The sequence below is a fragment of the Mycobacterium sp. PTI7 genome (assembly GCF_056679845.1).
In genome coordinates this window covers 1949668-1972903 of the sequence record NZ_CM155252.1, presented here as the reverse complement: position 1 = coordinate 1972903, position 23236 = coordinate 1949668, and the positions used below count along the sequence as shown (strand labels likewise).

Annotated in this window: 20 protein-coding genes and 1 riboswitch; of the genes, 9 read left to right on the top strand and 11 right to left on the bottom strand. The window is 70.7% G+C overall.

Going from position 1 to position 23236, the window contains the following annotated elements; all coding sequences use genetic code 11:
* Window positions 1-2 precede the first annotated feature (2 nt).
* The 8 genes from AC1MEY_RS09515 to AC1MEY_RS09480 form a co-directional block, all read right to left on the bottom strand.
* Complete coding sequence (locus AC1MEY_RS09515) at window positions 3-629, bottom strand: urease accessory protein UreD (RefSeq protein ID WP_480230397.1); 627 nt, start codon at window positions 627-629, stop codon at window positions 3-5.
* On the bottom strand, window positions 630-1304 hold the full coding sequence (gene ureG, locus AC1MEY_RS09510) for an urease accessory protein UreG (protein WP_480230396.1): 675 nt from the start codon (window positions 1302-1304) through the stop codon (window positions 630-632).
* A 10-nt stretch (window positions 1305-1314) separates the two neighbouring features.
* Window positions 1315-1950: an urease accessory protein UreF gene (locus AC1MEY_RS09505; RefSeq protein WP_480230395.1), complete on the bottom strand. Its 636-nt coding sequence runs from the start codon at window positions 1948-1950 to the stop codon at window positions 1315-1317.
* Window positions 1950-3671: an urease subunit alpha gene (locus tag AC1MEY_RS09500; RefSeq protein ID WP_480230394.1), complete on the bottom strand. Its 1722-nt coding sequence runs from the start codon at window positions 3669-3671 to the stop codon at window positions 1950-1952. The genes AC1MEY_RS09505 and AC1MEY_RS09500 overlap by 1 nt, the downstream gene beginning before the upstream one ends.
* 28 nt (window positions 3672-3699) lie before the next feature.
* Window positions 3700-4011 (bottom strand): urease subunit beta, encoded by a 312-nt coding sequence (locus AC1MEY_RS09495; protein ID WP_480231395.1) that lies wholly within the window; start codon window positions 4009-4011, stop codon window positions 3700-3702.
* A 43-nt stretch (window positions 4012-4054) separates the two neighbouring features.
* Complete coding sequence (locus tag AC1MEY_RS09490; RefSeq protein ID WP_480230393.1) at window positions 4055-4357, bottom strand: urease subunit gamma; 303 nt, start codon at window positions 4355-4357, stop codon at window positions 4055-4057.
* 122 nt (window positions 4358-4479) lie between these two features.
* On the bottom strand, window positions 4480-4884 hold the full coding sequence (locus tag AC1MEY_RS09485; RefSeq protein ID WP_480231394.1) for a PaaI family thioesterase: 405 nt from the start codon (window positions 4882-4884) through the stop codon (window positions 4480-4482).
* Window positions 4885-5091: 207 nt separating this feature from the next.
* Window positions 5092-5871, bottom strand: coding sequence for an iron reductase (locus AC1MEY_RS09480; RefSeq protein ID WP_480230392.1), 780 nt, complete (start codon window positions 5869-5871; stop codon window positions 5092-5094).
* A gap of 211 nt (window positions 5872-6082) precedes the next feature.
* Here AC1MEY_RS09480 and AC1MEY_RS09475 point away from each other — a divergent pair, with 211 nt between their 5' ends.
* From AC1MEY_RS09475 to AC1MEY_RS09435, 9 genes are all read left to right on the top strand, one after another.
* Window positions 6083-6496, top strand: coding sequence for a BlaI/MecI/CopY family transcriptional regulator (locus AC1MEY_RS09475; protein ID WP_480230391.1), 414 nt, complete (start codon window positions 6083-6085; stop codon window positions 6494-6496).
* Between the two features lie 14 nt (window positions 6497-6510).
* Complete coding sequence (locus tag AC1MEY_RS09470; RefSeq protein ID WP_480230390.1) at window positions 6511-7464, top strand: M56 family metallopeptidase; 954 nt, start codon at window positions 6511-6513, stop codon at window positions 7462-7464.
* A 55-nt stretch (window positions 7465-7519) separates the two neighbouring features.
* Window positions 7520-8974: an NADP-dependent phosphogluconate dehydrogenase gene (gene gndA, locus AC1MEY_RS09465; protein ID WP_480230389.1), complete on the top strand. Its 1455-nt coding sequence runs from the start codon at window positions 7520-7522 to the stop codon at window positions 8972-8974.
* 107 nt (window positions 8975-9081) lie between these two features.
* Window positions 9082-10518 (top strand): GuaB1 family IMP dehydrogenase-related protein, encoded by a 1437-nt coding sequence (locus tag AC1MEY_RS09460; RefSeq protein ID WP_480230388.1) that lies wholly within the window; start codon window positions 9082-9084, stop codon window positions 10516-10518.
* A gap of 215 nt (window positions 10519-10733) precedes the next feature.
* Window positions 10734-12125, top strand: coding sequence for a hemolysin family protein (locus tag AC1MEY_RS09455; protein WP_480230387.1), 1392 nt, complete (start codon window positions 10734-10736; stop codon window positions 12123-12125).
* Entirely contained in the window at window positions 12122-13174 is a 1053-nt protein-coding gene (locus AC1MEY_RS09450; RefSeq protein ID WP_480230386.1) for a hemolysin family protein, read from the top strand. The genes AC1MEY_RS09455 and AC1MEY_RS09450 overlap by 4 nt, the downstream gene beginning before the upstream one ends.
* Complete coding sequence (locus AC1MEY_RS09445) at window positions 13167-14060, top strand: 3-methyladenine DNA glycosylase (protein ID WP_480230385.1); 894 nt, start codon at window positions 13167-13169, stop codon at window positions 14058-14060. Before AC1MEY_RS09450 ends, AC1MEY_RS09445 begins: the two co-directional genes overlap by 8 nt.
* Before the next feature lie 49 nt (window positions 14061-14109).
* Entirely contained in the window at window positions 14110-16332 is a 2223-nt protein-coding gene (locus tag AC1MEY_RS09440) for a malate synthase G (protein ID WP_480230384.1), read from the top strand.
* Window positions 16333-16414: 82 nt separating this feature from the next.
* A complete protein-coding gene (locus AC1MEY_RS09435; RefSeq protein WP_480230383.1) occupies window positions 16415-18562 on the top strand; it encodes a VWA domain-containing protein in 2148 nt (715 codons plus the stop codon).
* A gap of 103 nt (window positions 18563-18665) precedes the next feature.
* Here AC1MEY_RS09435 and gcvP read toward each other — a convergent pair whose 3' ends face one another.
* From gcvP to AC1MEY_RS09420, 3 genes are all read right to left on the bottom strand, one after another.
* Window positions 18666-21497: an aminomethyl-transferring glycine dehydrogenase gene (gcvP, locus tag AC1MEY_RS09430; RefSeq protein WP_480231393.1), complete on the bottom strand. Its 2832-nt coding sequence runs from the start codon at window positions 21495-21497 to the stop codon at window positions 18666-18668.
* 245 nt (window positions 21498-21742) lie between these two features.
* Window positions 21743-21840: riboswitch (glycine riboswitch) on the bottom strand.
* A 43-nt stretch (window positions 21841-21883) separates the two neighbouring features.
* Complete coding sequence (locus tag AC1MEY_RS09425; protein WP_480230382.1) at window positions 21884-22507, bottom strand: MerR family transcriptional regulator; 624 nt, start codon at window positions 22505-22507, stop codon at window positions 21884-21886.
* 230 nt (window positions 22508-22737) lie between these two features.
* Window positions 22738-23232 (bottom strand): bifunctional nuclease family protein, encoded by a 495-nt coding sequence (locus AC1MEY_RS09420; protein ID WP_480230381.1) that lies wholly within the window; start codon window positions 23230-23232, stop codon window positions 22738-22740.
* Window positions 23233-23236 lie beyond the last annotated feature (4 nt).

The window sequence follows — 23236 nt, the reverse complement described above, 5'->3', positions numbered from 1 at the left end:
CGTCACAACCGCTCCCCCTGCCACGTCGCCAGGCTTCCGCCCGCGGCGAGTTCGAGCAGGGTGCCCGCCGCGTCGAACGTGGTCTCCGGGTAGCGCAGTTCGCTGACGCACGCCCGCGGCGCCCCCAGCGCATCGTCGGCGACGGCGTCCGTGCCGAGTTCCATCCGGTGCCGCAGCAGCGGTCTGCCGTCGACGTCGGCGTGCAGCGCGGCCGACCAGAAGCCGTGCCGCTCGAAGGATCTGCCGATCTGCGCCCGTTCGCGCAGCCGCAGCCGCCCCTGCCCGGACACCGCCAGCCGCGTGTGGGTCACGTGCCGCGACCCACCGGCGACGATCGTCGGCTGCGGGTCCAGGTCGAGGTCGCCGAGCACCTCCACGTCCCAGGTCGCGTGCGACTCCGGGGTCGCCGGACCGGGTAGCGCCATCGTCGCCGCGGCGGTGCGCACGCGCAGCCGTGCGCCGGCCTCGACCACCACGCGCACCGAGATGGTGTCCCCGCCAAGCGGTGTCGCGGCGGCGGCGACCAGGTGCACGGTGTGGGCCTCGGTGCGCCGGGCGGCCAAGCCGCCGGAGCACTCGATGCGCGGCTCGCGCCCCGGTCGCGCGACGATCAGGACGTCGGAGAGCATCTACACCGACACCCGCAGCTGTGTGCGGACCCACTCCAGGACGGGTCCCGCCGTCGGATCCTCGGTCAGCGAGACGAGCACGAACGGCCGGTCGTCGCGGACCTTCGCGGCGTCGCGCCGCATCACGTCGAGGTCGGCGCCCACCATCGGCGCGAGATCGGTCTTGTTGATCACCAGCAGGTCCGAGAACGTGACGCCGGGGCCGCCCTTGCGCGGCACCTTGTCCCCACCGGCCACGTCGACGACGAAGATCTGCACGTCGATCAGCCCCGAGGAGAACGTGGCGGTCAGGTTGTCGCCGCCGGACTCGACGAGGATCAGGTCGAGGCGCGGGTTGCCGGCGACGAGGTCGTCGATCGCGTCGAGGTTGGCCGTGATGTCGTCGCGGATCGCGGTGTGCGGGCAGCCACCGGTCTGCACCGCGGCGATCCGCTCGTCGGGTAGCACGGCGTGCCGCCGCAGGAAGTCGGCGTCCTCGGTGGTGTAGATGTCGTTGGTCAGCACCGCCAGCGACAGTTCGTCGCGCAGCTGGCGGCACAGCGCCGCGACGAGCGCGGTCTTGCCCGAGCCGACGGGCCCGCCCACGCCGATGCGGAGCGGCTCGCCGGGCTCGCGTCGGCGGCGCGGCCGGTCGACGTGGACGTGCGGTTCGCCGTCGATGAGATGTGGTGGCATGCGGACTCCTTCAGGACACGAACAGGGGGCGGTCGCGTTCCACGTGTCGCTGGGCGAGCACGTCGAGCAGCGGGTCGGACAGGTCGGCGAGTTCCTTGGCCGCGACGGACGCGGTCTGTTCGCACAGGGGCGACAGCTCGAAGGTGAGGGCGGCGACGTCCCCGGGATCCAGCGCCAGCAGTCGCTGCGCGGCCGTCGCAGACCCCGTCATCGTCGTATAGGTCAGCGACAGGGCGGTCTGCTCCGGCGTCAGGTCGCCTGCCGCGCCGACGAGACCCGTCGCGACCGCGAGGTGCGGCTTGGCGCCCAGCGTCGACCAGTCGTCGTCGGGCCACACCCGCCGCGCCAGCCGGGCCAGTCCCCTGCCCTGCGCGCGGGACGCCGCCCTGGCCGCCGGCGACGGGGTCCGCGCGTCGGTCTCGGCGTCGGCGGCGGCGACGGTGAGCGACCCGGACCCGACCGCGGCGGCGATGGACGCCGACACCAGGCCGTGGGTCCGGACGCGTCGGATCAGGAAGGCGCGCAGGGTGATCAGGTCGACCACGAGACCGGCGGTGATGGCCTCCTCGACGCCGCCGGAGTGCACGTGACCGCCGGTCGGCAGCCGCGAGTCGGACAGCACCAGCAGCGTGGCGAGACCGCTCATCAGAACAGGAAGTAGCGCTGCGCCATGGGGAGTTCCACCGCGGGCTCCTCGGCCCACACCTCGCCGTCGACGTGCACGGTGAAGGTGTCGGGGTCCACCTCGATGCGGGGCAGCGCGTCGTTGAGCGGCATGTCGGACTTGCCGATCCGACGCACGTTCCCGACCGGCACCAGCCGGCGGTTCACCGCCAGGCGGTCGGCCAGGCCGTCCTCGATGGCCTGCGGCGCCACGAAGTGCACGGAGGTGGCGGCGGCCGCGGCGGGGCTCGCCCCGAACATGGGCCGCGGCAGCACGGGCTGCGGCGTGGGGATGGACGCGTTGGCGTCGCCCATCGCGGCCCAGGCGATCATGCCGCCCTTCACCACGACGTGCGGTCGGACGCCGAAGAACGCGGGCTCCCACAGCACCAGGTCGGCCAGCTTGCCGACCTCGACCGAGCCGATCTCGCGATCCATGCCGTGCGCGATCGCCGGGCAGATCGTGTACTTGGCGACGTAGCGCCGGGCGCGGTTGTTGTCGGCCCGGCCGTCGCCCTCGAGTGCGCCGCGCCTGCGCTTCATCACGTGCGCGGTCTGCCAGGTGCGCATGACCACTTCGCCGATGCGGCCCATGGCCTGCGCGTCGCTGCCGATCATCGAGATGGCGCCCATGTCGTGCAGCAGGTCCTCGGCGGCGATGGTCGACGGCCGGATGCGGCTCTCGGCGAACGCGAGATCCTCTGGCACGGAGGGGTTCAGGTGGTGGCAGACCATCAGCATGTCGAGGTGCTCGTCGAGGGTGTTGACGGTGTGCGGACGGGTCGGATTGGTGGAGCTCGGCAGGACGTTGCCGTGCGAGACCACCGTGACGATGTCGGGTGCGTGGCCGCCGCCGGCACCCTCGGTGTGGTACGCGTGGATGGCGCGACCGCCGATGGCGGCCAGGGTGTCCTCGACGAAGCCGGCCTCGTTCAGGGTGTCGCTGTGCAGGTTCACCTGTACGCCCGCGGCGTCGGCGACGGTCAGGCAGGCGTCGATCGCGGCGGGCGTGGTGCCCCAGTCCTCGTGCAGCTTGAAACCCGCTGCGCCACCGCGCAACTGCTCCCACATCGAGTCCGCCGACACCGTGTTGCCCTTGCCGAGCAGCGCCACGTTGAGCGGCCAGGTGTCGAGTGCCTCGAGCATCCGGGCGAGGTGCCAGGATCCGGGCGTGACGGTGGTGGCCTTGCTGCCCTCGGCCGGGCCGGTGCCGCCGGCGACGATCGTCGTGATGCCGCCGCCGAGCGCCTCCGGCATGATCTGCGGGCAGATCAGGTGGACGTGACAGTCGATGGCGCCCGCGGTCAGGATGCGGCCGTTGCCCGAGATGACCTCGGTGGACGGCCCGACGACGAGGTCGGGGTGCACGCCCGACATCACGTCGGGGTTGCCCGCCTTGCCGATCCCGACGATGCGGCCGTCGCGAATGCCGACGTCGGCCTTGATGATTCCCCAGTGGTCGAGGATGACCGCACCGGTGATGATCGTGTCCGGCGCGCCGTCGGCGCGGGTGGCGCGCGACTGCCCCATGGACTCTCGCAGCACCTTGCCGCCGCCGAACACGGCCTCGTCACCGGCGAGTCCCGGACCGCCGCTGCGGTCCTCGGTGATCTCGATGAGCAGGTCGGTGTCGGCGAGCCGGATCCGGTCGCCGGTGGTGGGCCCGAACAGTGCGGCGTAGCGCTCGCGGGTCAGGTCGGTCATCGGCGTCGACTCCTCGTACAGGCGCTCATCACGTGTCGAGCCTTCCCGGTGGGTTCAGTGAGAGTCCGTACACCTCTCGGCTGCCGCCCAGTGGCACCAGCGAGACATGTTGGGCGACACCGGGTTCGAAGCGCACCGCGGTGCCGGCGGGGATGTCGAGGCGGTGGCCGTGCGCTGCGGCGCGGTCGAAGTCGAGCGCGGCGTTGGCCTGCGGCAGATGCACGTGGCTGCCCACCTGCACCGGCCGGTCGCCGGTGTTGACGACGTCCATCTCGACGCGTACCGCGCCGGCGTTCAGCGGGATGTCCCCCTCGCCGAACAGCACTTCACCAGGCACGATCGATGTGCGCTGCGCCTCCGGCTGCTCGCTGGTCATCACTGCCTCACGGGATCGGGTGGTGGACGGTGACGAGCTTGGTGCCGTCGGGGAAGGTGGCCTCGACCTGGACGTCGTGCAGCATCTCGGGGATGCCGTCCATGACGTCCTCGCGGGTCAGCACGCCGCGGCCGCTGACCATGAGTTCGGCGACGGTCCGACCGTCTCGGGCACCTTCGAGGATGTGGTCGCTGATGAGGGCGACGGCCTCGGGATGGTTGAGGCGCAGACCCCGCGCCTGCCGACGGCGCGCCAGTTCCGCGGCGTACGAGAGGAGCAGGCGTTCCTGCTCGTGGGGGCTCAGACGCATAGTGCGCGATCCTGCCACGACGGGCGGGACTCGGCAGCGCGTCGATCCGCGCGGTCGTCGACGTCGGCGTCGGCGTCGCCCGGACGCGAGAGTCAGGACGGCAGCGTGGATGTCGGGAGCGGTCAGGCCTCGGGTGCGTCGGCCGGGAGGTTCTGCAGGCGCACCTGGCCACGGGCGACGAGCCTGCCGTCGGCTCCGGCGATCTCGACCATCCACAGCTGCTGGCGGCGGCCGCGGTGGATCGGCGTGGACGTCGCGGTCACGACGCCCGCGGTGATCGCGCGCAGGAAGTCAGTGTTGTTGTTGACGCCGACGACGTTGCGTCCGCCGCCCGTCGACTCCAGCCACACCCCCGCCGACACGCTCGCCACGCTCTCGACGATGGAGCAGTAGACGCCGCCGTGCACGATGCCGTGCGGCTGCAGCAGCCCGTCGTGGATCAGGAGTTCGGCGCGCACCTGGTCGGGCGTCGCCTCGAGGTACGTCAGTCCGAGGACTTCACTGAATCCGGAATCGAAGACGTTCATGCCCGAAGTCGTCACGCCCATGTTCTACACCGCTCTCGATCGTGGCGGACATGCGGGGACCCGGGAGATGCGGAAGGGCCCCGCACCGAAGTGCGGGACCCTTCCTTCGAATGGACCGGGGGTCTCTGCAGCCCTCAGGACTCCGGCTCGGTCCGGTGGTTCTATGTGGTTGTCGTCGTGCGTGTCATCAGCATAGGCAAGGCTGCCCTAATTAAGCAAGGCCTTCGTCGCAGCAGGACGGGCGGCGCCGCGAACGGGTGCGCCGAATCCGACCAGCGCGTCGAGGACGGCCTGACCCCTGCGCATGCTCGTCAGCTCGCTCGAGCCGGCGAGCAGCGGCACCTGGGTCGAGGCGCTGACCACGGCGCCGCCCACCAGGTGCCACATCGCGGCCACCGAGATGGCGCCGTCGCTGACCGCGTGCAGCGCGTCGAACAGCGGCTCGAGAGCCCGATGGCTGCGGTGTGCCACCCAGGTGGTGAGCGCGGCCTCGCTGGGCAGCGCCACGATGCGGTCACGACCGGCGGGCCTGCGGCGCATCCCCGGCCGGCCGCCGAAGTACGGGTCCTCCGGCAGTGCGCGCAGGGTCGGGTCGACGACGCCGACCCAGTCGATCGCGCCCTCGGAGTCGACGTGCACCCACAGGTTCTCCAGCCCGGTGTCCCAGGCGCGACCCTCGAGCGCGAGCAGCGGGACCACCCGGCCGACGACGACATGCGCCAGCGTCGCCGCCAGCTGCTGCGTCACCGCCGCACGGCTGTCGGTCTCGGCCGCGGCGGCGTCGAACATGACCTGGAGGCGGTCGGTGGTCAGGATCTCGGCCAGCGGCCACCATCGGCGCCGGGACAGGTCCCCCATCACCGCGACCCCGTACACCCGCGGGCACTCCGGATACAGCTCGCGGAGACGCCGGCTGGATTCGTGGAGTGGAAGCGTCCGCTTGATGGTCATGCGGGCGATCAGCGGGTCGTCGATCATGACCGTCATGGAGCCTCCTTTGGTTAGGTTAGCCTTACTATAGTGAGGCCGAAGGAGGGGGCCACCCCTTGTGACCGGACTCACAACCCGGGGAGAACTGGGTGTTCACCGGCGATCCCGACCGATCGGACCGCGCTCGGCACACGCGCACCGGACGGATACGACGCACGGTAGTAACGCCGTAGTACCCTTGAACCACTGCTCAGGAGAGTGACGGAAGATGGCCAAGTTGACGCGACTCGGGGAACTCGAACGCGAGGTGATGGACCACCTGTGGTCCACCCGCGAACCCCAGACCGTGCGCCAGGTGCACGAAGCCCTGGCGGCTAGGCGCGACCTCGCCTACACCACGATCATGACGGTCCTGCAGCGCCTCGCGAAGAAGAACCTGGTGGTTCAGCACCGCGACGACCGCGCACACCGCTACGCCCCCACCCACGGACGCGACGTCCTGGTCGCCGGACTGATGGTCGACGCGCTCGACCAAGCGGCGGACTCCGGCAGCCGGGAGGCGGCCCTCGTCCACTTCGTCGAGCGGGTCAACGCCGACGAGGCTGCGGCGCTGCGCCGGGCGCTCGCGGAACTGGAGACCAAACACACCACCGATTCGGCTGGTAATTCGGGCCTGCGCTGAGGGACACTGACAGTGTGTCCGCGCTGGCCTTCTCCCTCGTGGCGCTGGCCCTCGTCGGACCCGTGCCCGCACTGCTCGCGCGAGCATCCTGGCCGCTACGGGCACCGCGGGCCGCGATCGTGCTCTGGCAGAGCATCGCCCTGGCCGCAGTCCTCTCGGCGTTCAGTGCAGGCATCGCCATCGCCAGCCGGCTGTTCGTCCCCGGACCCGACGGCCGCCCGACGGCCACCATCACCAGCGAGATCGAGGCCCTCGGCCTGCCGATGTGGCTGCTCTACGTCGTCGTCTTCGCCCTGACCCTGATGGTCGGTGCCCGGCTGGTCGTCGCCGTGCTGCAGGTGGCGATCGCCACGCGCAGGCGCCGGGCGCACCACCGGATGATGGTCGATCTGCTCGGCACGTCCCACGACCACGCCCCGGACGTCTGTAGCAGGGCAAGCGGCCTGCGCATCCTCGACGTCGAGCAGCCGCTGGCCTACTGCCTGCCCGGTGTGCGCAGCCGCGTCGTCGTCAGCCAGGGCACGCTCACCGCGCTCACCGACAGCGAGATCGCCGCGATCCTCAGCCACGAGCAGGCGCACCTGCGCGCCCGCCACGACCTCGTGCTCGAGATGTTCACCGCCGTGCACGCCGCCTTCCCCCGCTTCGTCCGCAGCGCGAACGCCCTCGACGCCGTCCGGCTGCTCATCGAGTCGCTCGCCGACGACGCCGCCGTCCGCACCGCGGGTCCGCGGCCCCTGGCCCGCGCGCTCGTCGCCTGCGCGGCGGGTCGCACGCCCAGGGGTGCGCTCGCGGCGGGCGGACCCACCACCGTCATCCGGGTGCGGCGCCTGGGCGGCAAGCCCAACAGCGTGATCCTGGCCGCCGTCGCCTACGTCGCCGCGGCCGCCGTCCTCGTCGTCCCGACCATCGCGGTGGCCGTCCCCTGGCTGAACGAACTCACCCGACTGTTCGCCGCACTGCCCTGACGCTCGTCTGGGCCGATACTTCTCCATGCCACACGAAAACAACGAAAGGCTGCCCGTGACATCGTCGGACACCACCGCTACAGCTCAGATCGGCGTGACGGGGTTGGCGGTGATGGGCTCCAACATCGCGCGCAACTTCGCCCACCACGGCTACACCGTGGCCCTGCACAACCGCACGACCGCCAAGATCGACGCGCTGCTCGACGCGCACGGGTCCGAGGGCAACTTCGTCCGCGGCGACACCATCCCCGAGTTCCTCGCCACGCTGGAGAAGCCGCGCCGCGTGCTGATCATGGTGAAGGCCGGTGACCCCACCGACGCCGTCATCAACGAACTCGCCGACGCGATGGAGGAGGGCGACATCATCATCGATGGCGGCAACTCCCTCTTCACCGACACGATCCGCCGCGAGAAGGCGATCCGCGAGCGCGGTCTGCACTACGTCGGCGCCGGCATCTCCGGCGGCGAGGAGGGCGCGCTGAACGGGCCGTCGATCATGCCCGGCGGACCCAAGGAGTCCTACGAGTCGCTCGGCCCGCTGCTCGAGGAGATCTCCGCCCACGTCGACGGCGTGCCCTGCTGCACCCACATCGGGCCCGACGGCGCGGGACACTTCGTCAAGATGGTGCACAACGGCATCGAGTACTCCGACATGCAGCTCATCGGCGAGGCCTACCAGCTGCTGCGCGACGGCCTCGGCAAGACCGCGCCCGAGATCGCCGACATCTTCGCGGAGTGGAACAAGGGCGACCTGGACAGCTACCTGATCGAGATCACCGCCGAAGTGCTCAAGCAGACCGACGCCACGACCGGCAAGCCGCTGGTCGACGTCATCCTCGACGAGGCCGAGCAGAAGGGCACCGGCCGCTGGACGGTCAAGTCGGCCCTCGATCTCGGAGTGCCGGTGACCGGCATCGCCGAGGCCGTGTTCGCCCGCGCCCTGTCCGGTTCGGTCGCCCAGCGCAAGGCCACCACCGGACTGGCGTCGGGGAATCTGGGCGCCAAGCCGGACGACGCAGCCCAGTTCGTCGACGACGTCAGCAAGGCGCTGTACGCGTCGAAGATCATCGCCTACGCCCAGGGCTTCAACCAGATTCAGGCGGGCAGCGCCGAGTACGACTGGGACGTCACCCTCGGCGACATGGCGACCATCTGGCGTGGCGGCTGCATCATCCGCGCGAAGTTCCTCAACCGCATCAAGGAGGCGTACGACGAGAACGGCGAGCTGGCCACCCTCATCTCCGCGCCGTACTTCCGGGACGCCGTCGAGGCCGGCATCGACAGCTGGCGCCGTGTCGTGGTCAAGGCGACAGAGCTGGGCATCCCGATCCCCGGGTTCGCCTCCGCGCTGTCCTACTACGACGCGCTGCGCACCGAGCGGCTGCCCGCGGCGCTGACCCAGGGTCTGCGCGACTTCTTCGGCGCGCACACCTACGGACGCATCGACGAGGACCCGAGCAAGAAGTTCCACACCCTGTGGAGCGGAGACCGCACGCAGATCGAGGCCTGACACCCCTCCCGCGAGCAGTCGCGAACTCCCCTGTTTTGCGCCGTTTGAGGGGAGTTGGCGACTGCTCGCGGGGTAGGGCTGGTCGGTCGGAAACTAGGCTGTAGGCCATGCGTTTCCTCGAGGGCCATCGGCCGCCGTACGACCTGACCTACAACGACGTCTTCGTCGTGCCGGGGCGTTCGAACGTGACGTCCCGGTTCGACGTGGACCTCGCCACCGTCGACGGGTCCGGCACCACCATCCCGGTGGTCGTGGCGAACATGACCGCCGTGGCCGGCAGGCGGATGGCCGAGACCGTCGCGCGGCGCGGCGGCATCGTGGTGCTGCCGCAGGACCTCCCGATCGACGCCGTCCAGCACACCGTCGACTTCGTGAAGAGCCGCGACCTGGTGGCCGACACCCCGGTCCTGCTGTCGCCCGACGACTCGGTGTCCGACGCGGCGGCCCTGATCCACAAGCGTGCGCACGGCGCGGCCGTCGTCGTCGCCGACGGCCTGCCCGTCGGCCTGGTCACCGAGGCGTCGTGCGCGGGCGTCGACCGCTTCGCCCGCGTCCGCGACGTCGCGCTGAGCGACTTCGTCACCGTGCCCGTCGGCACCGCCCCGCGGGAGGTGTTCGACCGCCTCGAACACGCGCCCGTCGGTGTGGCGGTGCTCACCAGGCCCGACGGCACGGTGTCGGGCGTGCTCACCCGCACCGGGGCGATCCGGGCGGGCATCTACTCCCCCGCCGTCGACGCCGAGGGCAGGCTGCGGATCGCCGCGGCCGTCGGCATCAACGGCGACGTCGGCGCGAAGGCGCGAGCGCTGGCGGAGGCCGGCGCGGACCTGCTGGTGGTGGACACCGCCCACGGGCACCAGGAGAAGATGCTCGACGCGATCAAGGTCATCGCGTCGCTGGACCTGGGGTTGCCGCTCGCCGCGGGCAACGTCGTCTCGGCCGAGGGCACCCGCGACCTGATCAGCGCCGGCGCCTCCATCGTCAAGGTCGGCGTCGGCCCCGGCGCGATGTGCACCACCCGGATGATGACCGGCGTCGGCAGGCCGCAGTTCTCCGCGGTGGTCGAATGTGCCCACGCCGCACGGCAACTCGGCGCGCACGTGTGGGCGGACGGTGGCGTCCGGCACCCGCGCGACGTGGCCCTCGCGCTCGCGGCGGGCGCCTCCAACGTCATGATCGGCTCCTGGTTCGCCGGCACCTACGAGTCGCCGGGCGACCTGCTGACCGACCGCGACGGCCGGCTGTACAAGGAGAGCTACGGCATGGCCTCCAAGCGTGCCGTCGCCGCCCGGACCGCCTCCGACGGCGCGTTCGACCGCGCCCGCAAGGGGTTGTTCGAGGAGGGGATCAGCACCTCGCGGATGAGCCTGGACCCCGCCCGCGGCGGCGTCGAGGACCTGCTCGACCACATCACCTCGGGCGTGCGGAGCACCTGCACCTACGTCGGCGCGGCCACCTTGCCCGAACTCCACGAGAAGGTGATCCTCGGCGTGCAGTCCGCGGCGGGCTTCGCCGAGGGGCACCCGCTACCGACCGGCTGGTGAGACCGCGAATGCACCGCGGTCGAACGGGGTACGTCTCGGTTAGCATGGACCGAATCGCCGTCGATCGAAAGGGAACACGTGCCACAGGCACCCACCGAGGCCCCTGGCACCGAGAGGGACGCGGGCTGCTTGCCTGCCGACGCCCAGGAACCGACCGACGCCGAACCTTCCAGTAGGAAGCCGGGCCACGAGCCCGGCGCCCGGGTAGGTCGCGCGTGAGCCTCACCCTCACCCTGCTCAGCATCCTCGCGATCGTCGCGTTGACGGCGGGGACGGCGGTGTTCGTCGCGGCGGAGTTCTCCCTCACCGCCCTCGAGCGCAGCACCGTCGACGCCAACGCCAAGAACGGTGGCTGGCGCGACGGCGTCGTGCAGAAGGCGCACAAGTCGCTGTCCTTCCAGCTCTCCGGCGCTCAACTGGGCATCTCGATGACCACGCTGGCCACCGGCTTCCTCGCCGAACCTGTCGTCGCCCGCTTGCTGCGCGCGCCGCTGACGGCCATCCGCGTCCCCGAGAGCATGCTCGACGGCGTCGCCCTGGTCCTGGCACTGCTGATCGCCACCTCCATCTCGATGGTCTTCGGCGAACTGGTGCCCAAGAACCTGGCCGTCGCGAAGCCGGCGCCCACCGCCCGCTGGGCCGCGCCGCCGCAGTGGTGGTTCTCCCGGCTGCTCACCCCCGCGATCAACGTCACCAACGGCACCGCGAACTGGATCCTGCGCCGGCTTGGCATCGAGCCCGCCGAGGAACTCCGCTCCGCGCGCTCGCCGCAGGAACTGGTGTCGCTGGTGCGCAACTCCAAACAGAGCGGTTCCCTCGACGCCGGCACCGCCGACCTCGTCGACCGCTCCCTGAAGTTCGGTGAGCGGACCGCCGAGGAACTGATGACCCCGCGACCCAAGATCGAGTCGCTCGCCGCCGACGACACCGTCGCCGACCTCCTGATCAAGGCCATGGAGACCGGCTACTCCCGCTTCCCCATCATCGAGGGCGACCTCGACGAGACGATCGGCATCGTGCACGTCAAACAGGTGTTCTCGGTGCCGGTGGCCGACCGGTCGCGAACCACGCTCGCCGCCGTGGCGTTCCCGGTGGCGACCGTGCCGTCCACGCTCGACGGCGACTCGGTGATGACCGAGATACGCGCCAACGGTCTGCAGACGGCCCTGGTGGTCGACGAGTACGGCGGCACCGCGGGCATGGTGACCGTGGAGGACCTGATCGAGGAGATCGTCGGCGACGTCCGCGACGAGCACGACGACGCCACCCCCGACGTCGTCACGATCGACGACGGCTGGCGGATGTCGGGCCTCCTGCGCATCGACGAGGTGAGCGCGGCGACGGCCTTCCGTCCCTCCGAGGGCGAGTACGAGACGATCGGCGGGCTGGTGCTCGAGGAACTCGGGCACATCCCCGAACCCGGCGAGACCGTCGAACTCACCGAGTTCGATCCGGACGGCCCCCTCGACGATCCGATCCAGTGGCAGGCGAAGGTGATCCAGATGGACGGCAGGCGCATCGACCTGCTCGAGCTCACCGAGTTGGGCCGGCGCAGTGACCTCGTCGACCCCGAGGCCGACGACGTGGCGGAGGGCGAGCAGCCGTGACCACCGACCTCCTCGGCGTGCTGCTGACCGCCGTCCTGCTGGGCCTCAACGCCTTCTTCGTGGGCTCCGAGTTCGCGCTGATCTCGGCACGGCGCGACCGGCTGGAAGCGCTGGCCGAGCAGGGCAAGAAGAGCGCGGTGACCGTGATCCGGGCAGGCGAGCAGCTGTCGCTGATGCTGGCCGGCGCCCAACTCGGCATCACCATCTGTTCGATCCTGCTGGGCCGCGTCGGCGAGCCGGCGGTGGCGCACCTGCTGGAGATGCCGTTCGGCGCGCTGGGCATCCCCGACTCGGTCCTGCACACGGTGTCGTTCCTGATCGCGCTGGGCGTGGTCGTCACGCTGCACGTGCTGCTCGGCGAGATGGTGCCCAAGAACATCGCGATCGCGGGCCCCGAGTCGACGGCGATGCTGCTGATCCCCGTCTACCTGGTCTACATGCGCCTGGCGAAGCCGTTCATCGCGTTCTACAACTGGTGCGCCAACTCGACGCTGCGCGCGCTGGGCGTGGAACCGAAGGACGAACTCGACGTCACGGTGTCCACGGTCGAACTGTCCGAGATGATCGCCGAGTCGCTGTCCGAGGGCCTGCTCGACCCCGAGGAGCACACCCGGCTGACCCGGGCGCTGCAGATCCGCAACCGGGTGGTCAGCGACGTCGCGATCCCGCTGGCCGACATCCGTGCGGTGCCGGTCTCGGCGCCGGGGGCGGGTCCGACGGTCGCCGCGATCGAACGGGCGCTCGCCGACACCGGCTACTCGCGCTTCCCGGTGACCGACGACGCGGGCGGCTTCATCGGCTATCTGCACATCAAGGACGTGCTGTCGCTGATCAACCGTCCCGAGGCCGTGGTCGAACCGTCGATGATCCGGCCGCTGCCCACCGTGTCGGCGTCGCTGCCGCTGGCCATCGCGCTGTCCCGGCTGCGCCGCGACAACAGCCACCTGGCGCTCGTCACCACCGACGACCGGGTGACGGCGATGGTGGCGCTCGAGGACCTGGTCGAGGACCTCGTCGGGACGGTGCGTGACGGAACGCACCGTGTCTGACGTCCTCTGCCGCGCGGTCACCGTGCTGGCCGAGACGGAGTGGACGGACCGCGCCGAACTGCACCGGGCACGTGCCGAGCGGTTCGCCGGGCCGCACCGCGAGCGCGCCACGCGCGGCGAACCGCATCCGGTCTGGGACTTCCTGTTCACCTACTACAGCCTGCGTCCCCGGCAGCTGCGCCGGTGGCATCCCGGCTTCGGCACCCACCTGACCGGACCGTCTGCGCGGGCGTTCCTGCAGCGCAGCGGGTACGCGGTCACCGAGCACGGCGTCGGGGTGTCGCTCCAATACGTCGACTCGCGCATCGAGACGGTGCGCTTCATCGACGACCTGCTGCGCGCCACCGCGAGCCGGCCGGCCCGGCTCAACTGCTTCGGCTTGCACGAGTGGGCCATGGTGTACCGCGCCCCCGACGTCCGGCACGGTCAGGTACCACTGCGGCTCGGTCCCGCGGGCACCGACGAGGTGGTCGAGTCGATGCCGTTGCGCTGCAGTCACTTCGACGCGTTCCGGTTCTTCACCGACGCCGCCGCGCCCAGGAACGCGACCCCGCTGCGCCGGGCCGACCAGGTGGCCACCGAGCAGCCGGGGTGCATCCACGCGTCGATGGACCTCTACAAGTGGGCCTACAAACTGGGTCCGCTGGTGGACGCGGCCCTCGTGCTCGACTGCCTCGAACTGGCCGCCGACGCCCGCGAGATCGACATGCGGGCCAGCCCCTACGACCTGACCGACTATGGTTTCGACCCGATCGCCATCGAGACGCCCGCGGGCCGGGCCGAGTACGTGCGGGCCCAGCAGGACGTCGCGGATCGCGCGGTGCCATTGCGTGCCGCGCTGGCCGATGCATGTGACCTGCTGCTGCAGGCCGCGCGCAGCGGTTGACCGCAGTTACCCACGGGTAAGCTTGATCGACGCTTCGCAGAGGAGAGAGATGAACGAAACCACCGCCCCGGGGACCGATCGCGTGTCCGTCGGCAACCTGCGGGTTGCCAAGGTGCTGCACGACTTCATCACCAACGAGGCCCTTCCGGGCACCGGTCTGGACGCCGACAGCTTCTGGGCCGGCGTCGACAAGGTCGTCACCGACCTGACGCCGCAGAACCAGGACCTGCTCGCCCGCCGCGACGACCTGCAGGCGCAGATCGACAAGTGGCACCGCCAGCGCGTCATCGAGCCGCTCGACGTCGAGGCCTACAAGCAGTTCCTCACCGAGATCGGGTACCTGCAGCCCGAGCCCGACGACTTCACGATCACCACCTCCGGCGTCGACGACGAGATCACCACCACCGCGGGCCCGCAGCTCGTGGTGCCGATCCTCAACGCGCGGTTCGCCCTCAACGCGGCCAACGCGCGGTGGGGCTCGCTGTACGACGCGCTCTACGGCACCGACGTCATCTCCGAGGAGGACGGCGCCGAGAAGGGCACCAGCTACAACCGCGTGCGCGGCGACAAGGTGATCGCCTACGCCCGCGCCTTCCTCGACGAGGCCGTGCCGCTCGAGTCCGGCTCGTGGTCCGACGTCACCGCCGTCACCGTCGCCGACGGCCGCCTGTCGGTCGCGCTCGGCGACGACGCGACCGGACCCGCCGATGCCGCGGCGTTCGTCGGGTACCTCGGCGAACCGGATGCCCCGACCTCCGTGCTGCTCGCCCACCACGGCCTGCACGTCGAGATCCTGATCGACGCGGACTCCCCCGTCGGCTCGACCGACCAGGCCGGCATCAAGGACGTCGTGCTGGAGTCGGCGATCACCACGATCATGGACTTCGAGGACTCCGTCGCGGCGGTCGACGCCGACGACAAGGTCCTCGGCTACCGTAACTGGCTGGGCCTGAACCGCGGCGACCTGTCCGAAGAGGTCAGCAAGGGCGACAAGTCCTTCACCCGCGTGCTCAACCCCGACCGCACCTACACGACCCCCGACGGCGGGTCCGAACTGGTGCTGCCCGGCCGCAGCCTGCTGTTCGTGCGCAACGTCGGCCATCTGATGACCAACGACGCGATCGTCGACGCCGAGGGCAACGAGGTGCCCGAGGGCATCCAGGACGCGCTGTTCACCGGCCTGATCGCCGTGCACGGCCTGCGCGAGGGCACCGAGAACGACGGCGCCAACGGTCCCTACGCGAACAGCCGCACCGGCAGCGCGTACATCGTCAAGCCGAAGATGCACGGCCCCGACGAGGTCGCGTTCACCTGCGAGCTGTTCAGCCGCGTCGAGGACGTCCTGAACATCCCGCAGGGCACCCTCAAGGTCGGCATCATGGACGAGGAACGCCGCACCACGCTCAACCTGAAGGCCTGCATCAAGGCCGCGGCCGACCGGGTGGTGTTCATCAACACCGGCTTCCTCGACCGCACCGGCGACGAGATCCACACCTCGATGGAGGCGGGTCCGATGATCCGCAAGGGTGCGATGAAGAGCCAGCCGTGGATCAAGGCCTACGAGGACCAGAACGTCGACGTGGGCCTCGCGTGCGGGTTGTCCGGACGGGCGCAGATCGGCAAGGGCATGTGGGCCATGACCGACCTGATGGCCGACATGGTGGAGCAGAAGATCGGTCAGCCCAAGGCGGGCGCCACCACGGCGTGGGTGCCCTCGCCCACCGCGGCGACGCTGCACGCGATGCACTACCACCAGGTGGACGTCGCGGCGGTGCAGCAGGAGCTGGCCGGCAAGGCCCGCACCACCATCGACGAGCTGCTGACGGTCCCGCTGTCCAAGGAACTCGCGTGGGCTCCCGAGGAGATCCGCGAGGAGGTCGACAACAACTGCCAGTCGATCCTCGGGTACGTCGTGCGCTGGGTCGAGGCGGGCGTCGGCTGCTCCAAGGTGCCCGACATCCACGACGTCGCGCTGATGGAGGACCGCGCCACGCTGCGCATCTCCAGCCAGTTGCTGGCGAACTGGCTGCGGCACGGCGTGATCACCGCCGACGACGTCACGACCAGCCTGCGCCGGATGGCCGCGGTGGTGGACGAGCAGAACTCGTCGGACCGAAGCTACCTGCCGATGGCCGCCGATCCGGAGAACAGCGTCGCCTTCCAGGCTGCTCAGGAGCTGATCCTGTCCGGCGGCCAGCAGCCCAGCGGCTACACCGAGCCGATCCTGCATCGCCGCCGCCGGGAGTTCAAAGCGCGCCACCGCGGCCAGTGACTAGACTTCGGCGGAACCGGATCACGAGTCACTCCGGGCAACCCGAGGTGACCAGCGAGCACGAGGAGCACAGGGGCTAGGGATGGGCAGGCACAGCGTTCCCGACCCCGACGACTCCGACGGGCGCATCCCGGAGGTTCCCGCCGACACCGGGCCGGAGGAGTCGGGCCGCTTCGACCGGTCCGACGAAACCTTCGGCGGCGCAGGCGGATACGACTCCCCGGGGTACGACGCGCCGGTCGACGGTGACCCCGGGTCCGACCCGGTGCCGGGCGTCGAGGAGCCCGACTACCGCGACGACGCCTACTGGACCCAGCAGCGCGACGCCCGTTACGACGACTCCCCCGACGCGGTCGCGGACACCCCGCGGTTCGGTGCCGACGACCCCGACGACGGTGCCGCGGCGGACGAGAGCCCCACACGGGCCTTCGCCTCGACGCCGGCGCGCCCGACGGCGTCGGGCCCGCAGCACGGTGGCGAATGGGACGGCGGCGAGTGGACCGGCAGCCACCGCGCCATCACGCCCAAGCGTCGCGGGGTCAGCGTCAGCGTCATCGTCGCGCTCGTCACCGTCGTGGTGGTGGTGGGCGGCGTCATCGTGTGGCGCTTCCTCGGCGACGCCCTGTCCAACCGGTCGCAGGTGTCGGCCGCACGCTGCGTCGAGGGTGAGGTCGCGGTCGCGGTCACCGCCGACCCGACCATCGCCGACCAGCTGAAGACCATCGCCGACAAGTACAACGAGACCGCCGCACCGGTCGGCGACAAGTGCGTCAAGGTGGGCGTGCAGCGCGCCGACTCCGAGCAGGTGCTGGGCGGCTTCGGCCAGGCGTGGCCCGGCGAACTCGGCGATAAGCCCGCGCTGTGGGTCCCGGCCAGTTCGGTGTCGGAGGCGCGCCTCGAGACCGCCGCCGGCACGCAGGCCGTCAGCGACAGCCGCTCGCTGGTGACCTCGCCCGTCCTGCTCGCGGTCCGGCCGCAGCTCGACGCGGCGCTGGGCCGGCGGACGTGGGCGGATCTCCCCGCGCTGCAGAGCAATAGGACGTCACTCGACGCGCTGAACCTGCCCGGCTGGGGCGGCCTGCGCCTCGCGCTGCCCACCGAGGGCGACGCCGACGCGACCTACCTGGCCGCCGAGGCCGTCGCCACCGCCGCCGCACCCGACGGTGCTCCCGCGACGTCGGGCGCCTCGGCGATCGGCACGCTGATGAACGGCCAACCCGACCTCGCCGACGCGAAGCTGTCCACGGCGATGGACGCCCTGCTCGCCGGCGACGACGCGGCTGCCTCGTCGGTGCACGCCGTCGCCACCACCGAACAGCAGCTGTTCCAGCAGGGTGCCTCGCTGGCGGACGCCAAGGACAAGCTCGCCGGGTGGATGCCGTCCGGCCCGACCGCGATCGCCGACTACCCGACGGTGCTGCTCGCGGGCGACTGGCTGTCCCAGGAACAGGTCAGCGCGGCCAGCGAGTTCGCCCGCTTCCTGCGCAAGCCGGAGGCGATGACGGAGTTCGGCAACGCGGGCTTCCGCGTCGAGGGCGCGGAGCCGCCCGCCAGCGACGTCACCGACTTCGCCGAACTCGGTGCGCCGGTCGCGGTGGGCGACGCCGCCACCCGCACCACCCTGGCCGACGCGGTGGGATCACCGGCGCAGAACCCGGCCGTGACGGTCATGCTCGACCAGTCGATGAACGTCGACGAAGGCGGCCGCAGCCGCGTCGCGAACGTGACCGCGGCGCTGATCGACCGCCTCGGCGCGCTACCGCCGACCGCCGCCATGGGGCTGTGGACGTTCGACGGCGTCGCCGGCCGCAACGAAGTGCCGCTCGGACCGCTGAGCGATCCCGTCGGCGCCCAGCCGCGATCGACGGTGCTGACCGACAACCTGCGCGGGCAGGTCGCATCGGGTGGCGGCGCCGTGTCGTTCACGACCATGCGGCTGGTCTACACCGAGGCGAACGCGAACTACCGCGAGGGACAGCCGAATTCGGTGCTCGTCATCACGTCCGGTCCGCACACCGACCAGTCGCTCGACGGGCAGGGTCTGCAGGACGTCGTGCGCTCGGCGTTCCAGCAGGCGAGGCCGGTCGCGGTGAACGTCATCGACTTCGGTGGCGACCCCGACCGTGCCACGTGGGAGGCGCTGTCGCAGATCACCGGCGGCAGTTACCAGAACCTCGCCACCTCGGCGGGCCCGGAACTGCAGACCGCGCTCACCGGCGCGCTCGGCTGACCCCGGCGTCCAACCAATTCACCGCCGAACGTCGGTTACCGCCACGCTCCACCGGGGTTCGGCGTGGCGGTAACCAACGTTCGCGGGAAGGGACCCGACCGGGTCAGGCGAAGGCCTCGACCGGCGGGCACGAGCACACCAGGTTGCGGTCGCCGTACGCGCTGTCGACGCGACGCACCGGCGGCCACACCTTCGGCCGGAACGCCTTGCCCAGCGGGTAGGCGGCCTGCTCACGGGTGTACGGGTGGTTCCACTCGTCGACCAGCAGCGAGTCCGCGGTGTGCGGCGCGCCGCGCAGCGGGTTGTCGTCCACCGGCCACGCCCCGGACCCCACCTGGTCGATCTCGGCCCGGATGGCGATCATCGCCTCGCAGAACGCGTCGACCTCGCGCAGGCTCTCGCTCTCCGTCGGCTCCACCATCAGCGTCCCCGCGACGGGGAAGCTCATGGTCGGCGCGTGGAAACCGAAGTCCGCCAGGCGCTTCGCGACGTCGTCGACGGTCACGCCGGTGCTCTTCGTGATCCCGCGGAGGTCCAGGATGCACTCGTGAGCGACCATGCCGTTCTCGCCGGTGTAGAGCACCGGGTAGTACTCGTCGAGACGACGCGCGACGTAGTTCGCCGACGCGATCGCGGTCAGCGTCGCCGCCCGCAGGCCCGGCGCACCCATCATCCGGATGTACATCCACGTGATAGGCAGGATCGACGCCGAACCGTACGGCGCCGCCGACACGGTGTAGGTGTCGCTCAGCTCCTCGGCCATCGGATGGCCCGGCAGGAACGGCGCGAGGTGCGAACGCACCGTGACCGGGCCGACGCCGGGACCGCCGCCGCCGTGCGGGATGCAGAACGTCTTGTGCAGGTTCAGGTGGCTGACGTCGCCGCCGAACTTGCCCGGCCGGGCCAGCCCGACCAGCGCGTTCAGGTTGGCGCCGTCGACGTACACCTGGCCGCCCACGTCGTGCACCGCCGCGCAGATCTCGGCGACGTCGTGCTCGAACACGCCGTGCGTCGACGGGTAGGTGATCATCAGCGCCGCGACGGCGTCGGCGTGCTCGGCGATCTTGGCACGCAGGTCGTCGAGGTCCACGTCGCCGTTCTCGCGGCAGGCCACGACGACGACGCGCATGCCGGCCAGTGCGGCCGACGCGGCGTTGGTGCCGTGCGCACTCGACGGGATCAGGCAGATGTTGCGCTGGTCGTCACCGCGGCTGAGGTGGTACGCCTGGATCGCCAGCAGTCCGGCGTACTCGCCCTGCGAGCCGGCGTTGGGCTGCAGCGACACCGCGTCGTAGCCGGTGAGCTGCGTGAGCCACCCCTCGAGGTCGGAGATGAGCCGGCGCAGGCCCGGGGTGTCCGAGGCGGGCGCGAACGGGTGCTGACGGGCGAACTCGGGCCAGGTGATGGGCTCCATCTCGGCGGCCGCGTTCAGCTTCATCGTGCACGAGCCGAGCGGGATCATGCTGCGGTCCAGGGCGATGTCCTTGTCGGACAGCGACCGGAGGTAGCGCATCATCTCGGTCTCGGTGCGGTAGCGCGTGAAGGCCGGGTGCGTCAGGAACGACGACGTGCGGGTGTGGATCGCCGGGCCCGGCTGGTGCTGCCCGCCGCGGGTCGCGCCGAACGCCTCGAGCACCTTCTCGACGTGCTCGGCGGTCGTGGCCTCGTCGCACGCCACCGAGACGTGGTCGGCGTCGACGACCCAGACGTTGATGCCGCGTTCCTTGGCGGCGGCGCGCACCTCGTCGGCGCGGCCGGGGACCTTGGCCAGCACGGTGTCGAAGAAGGCGTCGTGCACCACCTCGACGTCGGCGCTGCGCAGGCCGGCGGCGATGCCGAGCGCGTTGCCGTGCACCCGGTGGGCGATCGCGGTGAGGCCGTCGGCGCCGTGGTAGCTGGCGTACATCGCGGCCATGACGGCCAGCAGGACCTGCGCGGTGCAGATGTTGCTGGTGGCCTTGTCACGCCGGATGTGCTGCTCGCGCGTCTGCAGCGCGAGGCGGTAGGCGGGGGAACCGTCGGCGTCGACCGAGACGCCGACGAGGCGGCCGGGCAGCTGCCGGGCCTGCTTGGTGTGCACGGCGAGGTAGCCCGCGTGCGGTCCGCCGAAGCCCATCGGCACGCCGAAGCGCTGGGTGGTGCCGAACGCGACGTCGGCGCCGATCTCCCCGGGAGGCGTCACCAGGGTCAGCGCGAGGAGGTCCGCCCCCACGGCGACGAGGGCACCACGCTCGTGGGCCTGGTCGACCAGCGAACTCCAGTCGATCACGGCACCGCTCGCACCGGGCAGCTGGACGATCACGCCGAAGAAGTCGCCCTCGGGCAGTCCGTCACGCAGGTCGGCCGACACGATCTCGATGCCCAGCGGCTGCGCGCGCGTCTCGATGACGGCGGCGGTCTGGCGATACACGTCGGCGTCCACGGCGAGCCGGTTCACCGAGCCCTTGGCGGCGCGGTACATCAGCGTCATCGCCTCGGCCGCAGCGGTGGCCTCGTCGAGCATCGAGGCGTTGGCGACCTCGAGGCCGGTGAGGTCCTCGACCATGGTCTGGAAGTTGAGCAGCGCCTCGAGGCGGCCCTGGCTGATCTCGGGCTGGTACGGCGTGTAGGCGGTGTACCAGGCGGGGTTCTCGAGGATGTTGCGGCGCAGCACCGGCGGGGTCAGCGTGTCGTAGTAGCCCTGCCCGATCATCGACGTCGCGACGGTGTTGGTGAGCGCCATCGCGCGCAGTTCGGCCAGTGCCTGCTCCTCGGTGGCCGGCGGCGGCAGCTGGTCCAGACCGGGGGCGAGGCCTTCACCTGTCAGCGCGTCGAGGATGCCGGCGGGCAGGGCCTTCTCGGCGAGGGTGCCGAGCGAGTCGACGCCGATGACGTTCAGCATGGTCGCGACGGCATCCGCATCGGGTCCGATGTGGCGGTCGGCGAACCGCGGCATGCGGCGCTCGTTGTCGGGGTGGGTGGCACTACCGGACACAGTGGGCCTCTTTTCGACGGTGGCCGAGGGGAAAGGGGCAGGGGAACGTGCCCAGAACCGCTCGCGGTCCTCCCCCTCTGTCGTCGACCCGAGACCGGGCGCCTGAGAGATTCGGCGACTGAGGCGTCACTGCCTCGGTGTCACGTCGCCTTTCCCCATGGGCGGGCGGACCGGGCATGCCGGTACACCGCTTTCCAGAGGCATCGGGGCCCCAGGCGGTCCTTGTGCCTGAGAGGTTGACGGAGAGGTGTTGCTCCTTCGGCGTCCGCGGCTGGCAACCACGGAACTCTCCCGCAAGGGGGACGATGCAGTGGCGAGTCTACCGGCCGAGTGCGACAGCGGTGACGTCAGCCGATCTTGCGGTCGCGTGACTTGCGGCGCGATGCCAGTTCGTCCTCGGGAGCCGCGATCGACTCGCCCCCGTCGGCACGCTCACCGGGGAAGTCGGCGATGGCGCCCGTGAGTTCCCGCATCGCGCCGGAGACGGCGATGCCGAACACGCCCTGACCGCCCTGCAGCAGGTCGACGACCTCTTCGGCCGACGTGCACTCGTAGACCGTGGTGCCGTCGGAGAACAGCGTGATGTTGGCGAGGTCCTTGACCCCGCGCTGACGCAGGTGGTCGACGGCCACGCGGATGTTGTGCAGCGAGATGCCGGTGTCCAGGAGCCGCTTGACGATCTTGAGGACCAGGATGTCCTTGAACGAGTACAGGCGCTGACTGCCGGAGCCCGCCGCGCTACGGATCGACGGCACCACCAGCGAGGTACGCGCCCAGTAGTCGAGCTGCCGGTAGGTGATGCCCGCGATCTGGCATGCGCTCGGTCCGCGGTAGCCGACGAGTTCGTCGGGCACGGAGTCGTCCGGGAACAGTCCGCCCTGCACGGGTTCGGTCACCGCCACGGGAGCCGGCGGTACCGGCTTCCCGTCTGAGGAGAGATCCAATTGCCCCTGCCGTGGCGTGTCGCCCACCGTGCATCCTCTCGCCGAATTCAAGTCGCTTCGTGCGCCGCAGCCGAGACGCAGCGCGGTGTGCTCCAAGCTCGAGTGTGTGTCGAGCATACGCTTCCGGCCATGCTGGTGACTGGCTGAAGACTGCTCGAATTATGGCTGCCCGAATGCCCGATCAGCGAAACCTGGACCGCGTGTCGACGCGTCGCCACCAGTTGAGACGCATCCGTGACAAACCCGGACGCTCCGGGTCAGGTGGCCTTGAAGTCGTCCGGCGACACGCTGTCGAGGAACTCCTTGAACTTCTCCACCTCGTCCTCGCGGACCGGGCCGGAACTCTCCTCGTCGCCCTCGTCGGGGATCAGCAGGCCGGCCTCGGCCAGCACCGCCTCCTCGACGTAGATCGGCACCCCGACGCGCAGCGCGATGGCCACCGAGTCCGACGGGCGTGCCGACACCGTGATGTCGCGGTCGAAGACCAGGTCGGCGTAGAAGGTGCCCTCCTGGAGGTCGACGATCCGGACCTCCTTGAGCGAATGCCCCAGCGCGGCAATCAGATCTCGGATCAGGTCGTGCGTCTGCGGCCGAACCGGCTCGACGCCCTGCTGTTCCAGCGCGATGGCACTGGCCTCACCCTGACCGATCCAGATCGGCAGATACCGGTCACCGTTCGACTCGCGCAACAGCAAGACCGGTTGGTTCTGCGGCTGTTCGATGCGAATGCCGACCACACGAACCTCACCCATCTGC

Excerpts from the sequence above, each read along its gene's own strand:
- AC1MEY_RS09420 (WP_480230381.1), bottom strand. The coding sequence starts at position 23,232 with ATGGGTGAGGTTCGTGTGGTCGGCATTCGCATCGAACAGCCGCAGAAC.
- ureG (WP_480230396.1), bottom strand. The coding sequence starts at position 1,304 with ATGCCACCACATCTCATCGACGGCGAACCGCACGTCCACGTCGACCGG.
- AC1MEY_RS09485 (WP_480231394.1), bottom strand. The coding sequence starts at position 4,884 with ATGAACGTCTTCGATTCCGGATTCAGTGAAGTCCTCGGACTGACGTAC.
- AC1MEY_RS09480 (WP_480230392.1), bottom strand. The coding sequence starts at position 5,871 with ATGACGGTCATGATCGACGACCCGCTGATCGCCCGCATGACCATCAAG.
- AC1MEY_RS09435 (WP_480230383.1), top strand. The coding sequence starts at position 16,415 with ATGGGCAGGCACAGCGTTCCCGACCCCGACGACTCCGACGGGCGCATC.
- AC1MEY_RS09440 (WP_480230384.1), top strand. The coding sequence starts at position 14,110 with ATGAACGAAACCACCGCCCCGGGGACCGATCGCGTGTCCGTCGGCAAC.
- AC1MEY_RS09515 (WP_480230397.1), bottom strand. The coding sequence starts at position 629 with ATGCTCTCCGACGTCCTGATCGTCGCGCGACCGGGGCGCGAGCCGCGC.
- AC1MEY_RS09475 (WP_480230391.1), top strand. The coding sequence starts at position 6,083 with ATGGCCAAGTTGACGCGACTCGGGGAACTCGAACGCGAGGTGATGGAC.
- AC1MEY_RS09505 (WP_480230395.1), bottom strand. The coding sequence starts at position 1,950 with ATGAGCGGTCTCGCCACGCTGCTGGTGCTGTCCGACTCGCGGCTGCCG.
- AC1MEY_RS09500 (WP_480230394.1), bottom strand. The coding sequence starts at position 3,671 with ATGACCGACCTGACCCGCGAGCGCTACGCCGCACTGTTCGGGCCCACC.
- AC1MEY_RS09490 (WP_480230393.1), bottom strand. The coding sequence starts at position 4,357 with ATGCGTCTGAGCCCCCACGAGCAGGAACGCCTGCTCCTCTCGTACGCC.
- gcvP (WP_480231393.1), bottom strand. The coding sequence starts at position 21,497 with ATGCCGCGGTTCGCCGACCGCCACATCGGACCCGATGCGGATGCCGTC.
- AC1MEY_RS09460 (WP_480230388.1), top strand. The coding sequence starts at position 9,082 with ATGCGTTTCCTCGAGGGCCATCGGCCGCCGTACGACCTGACCTACAAC.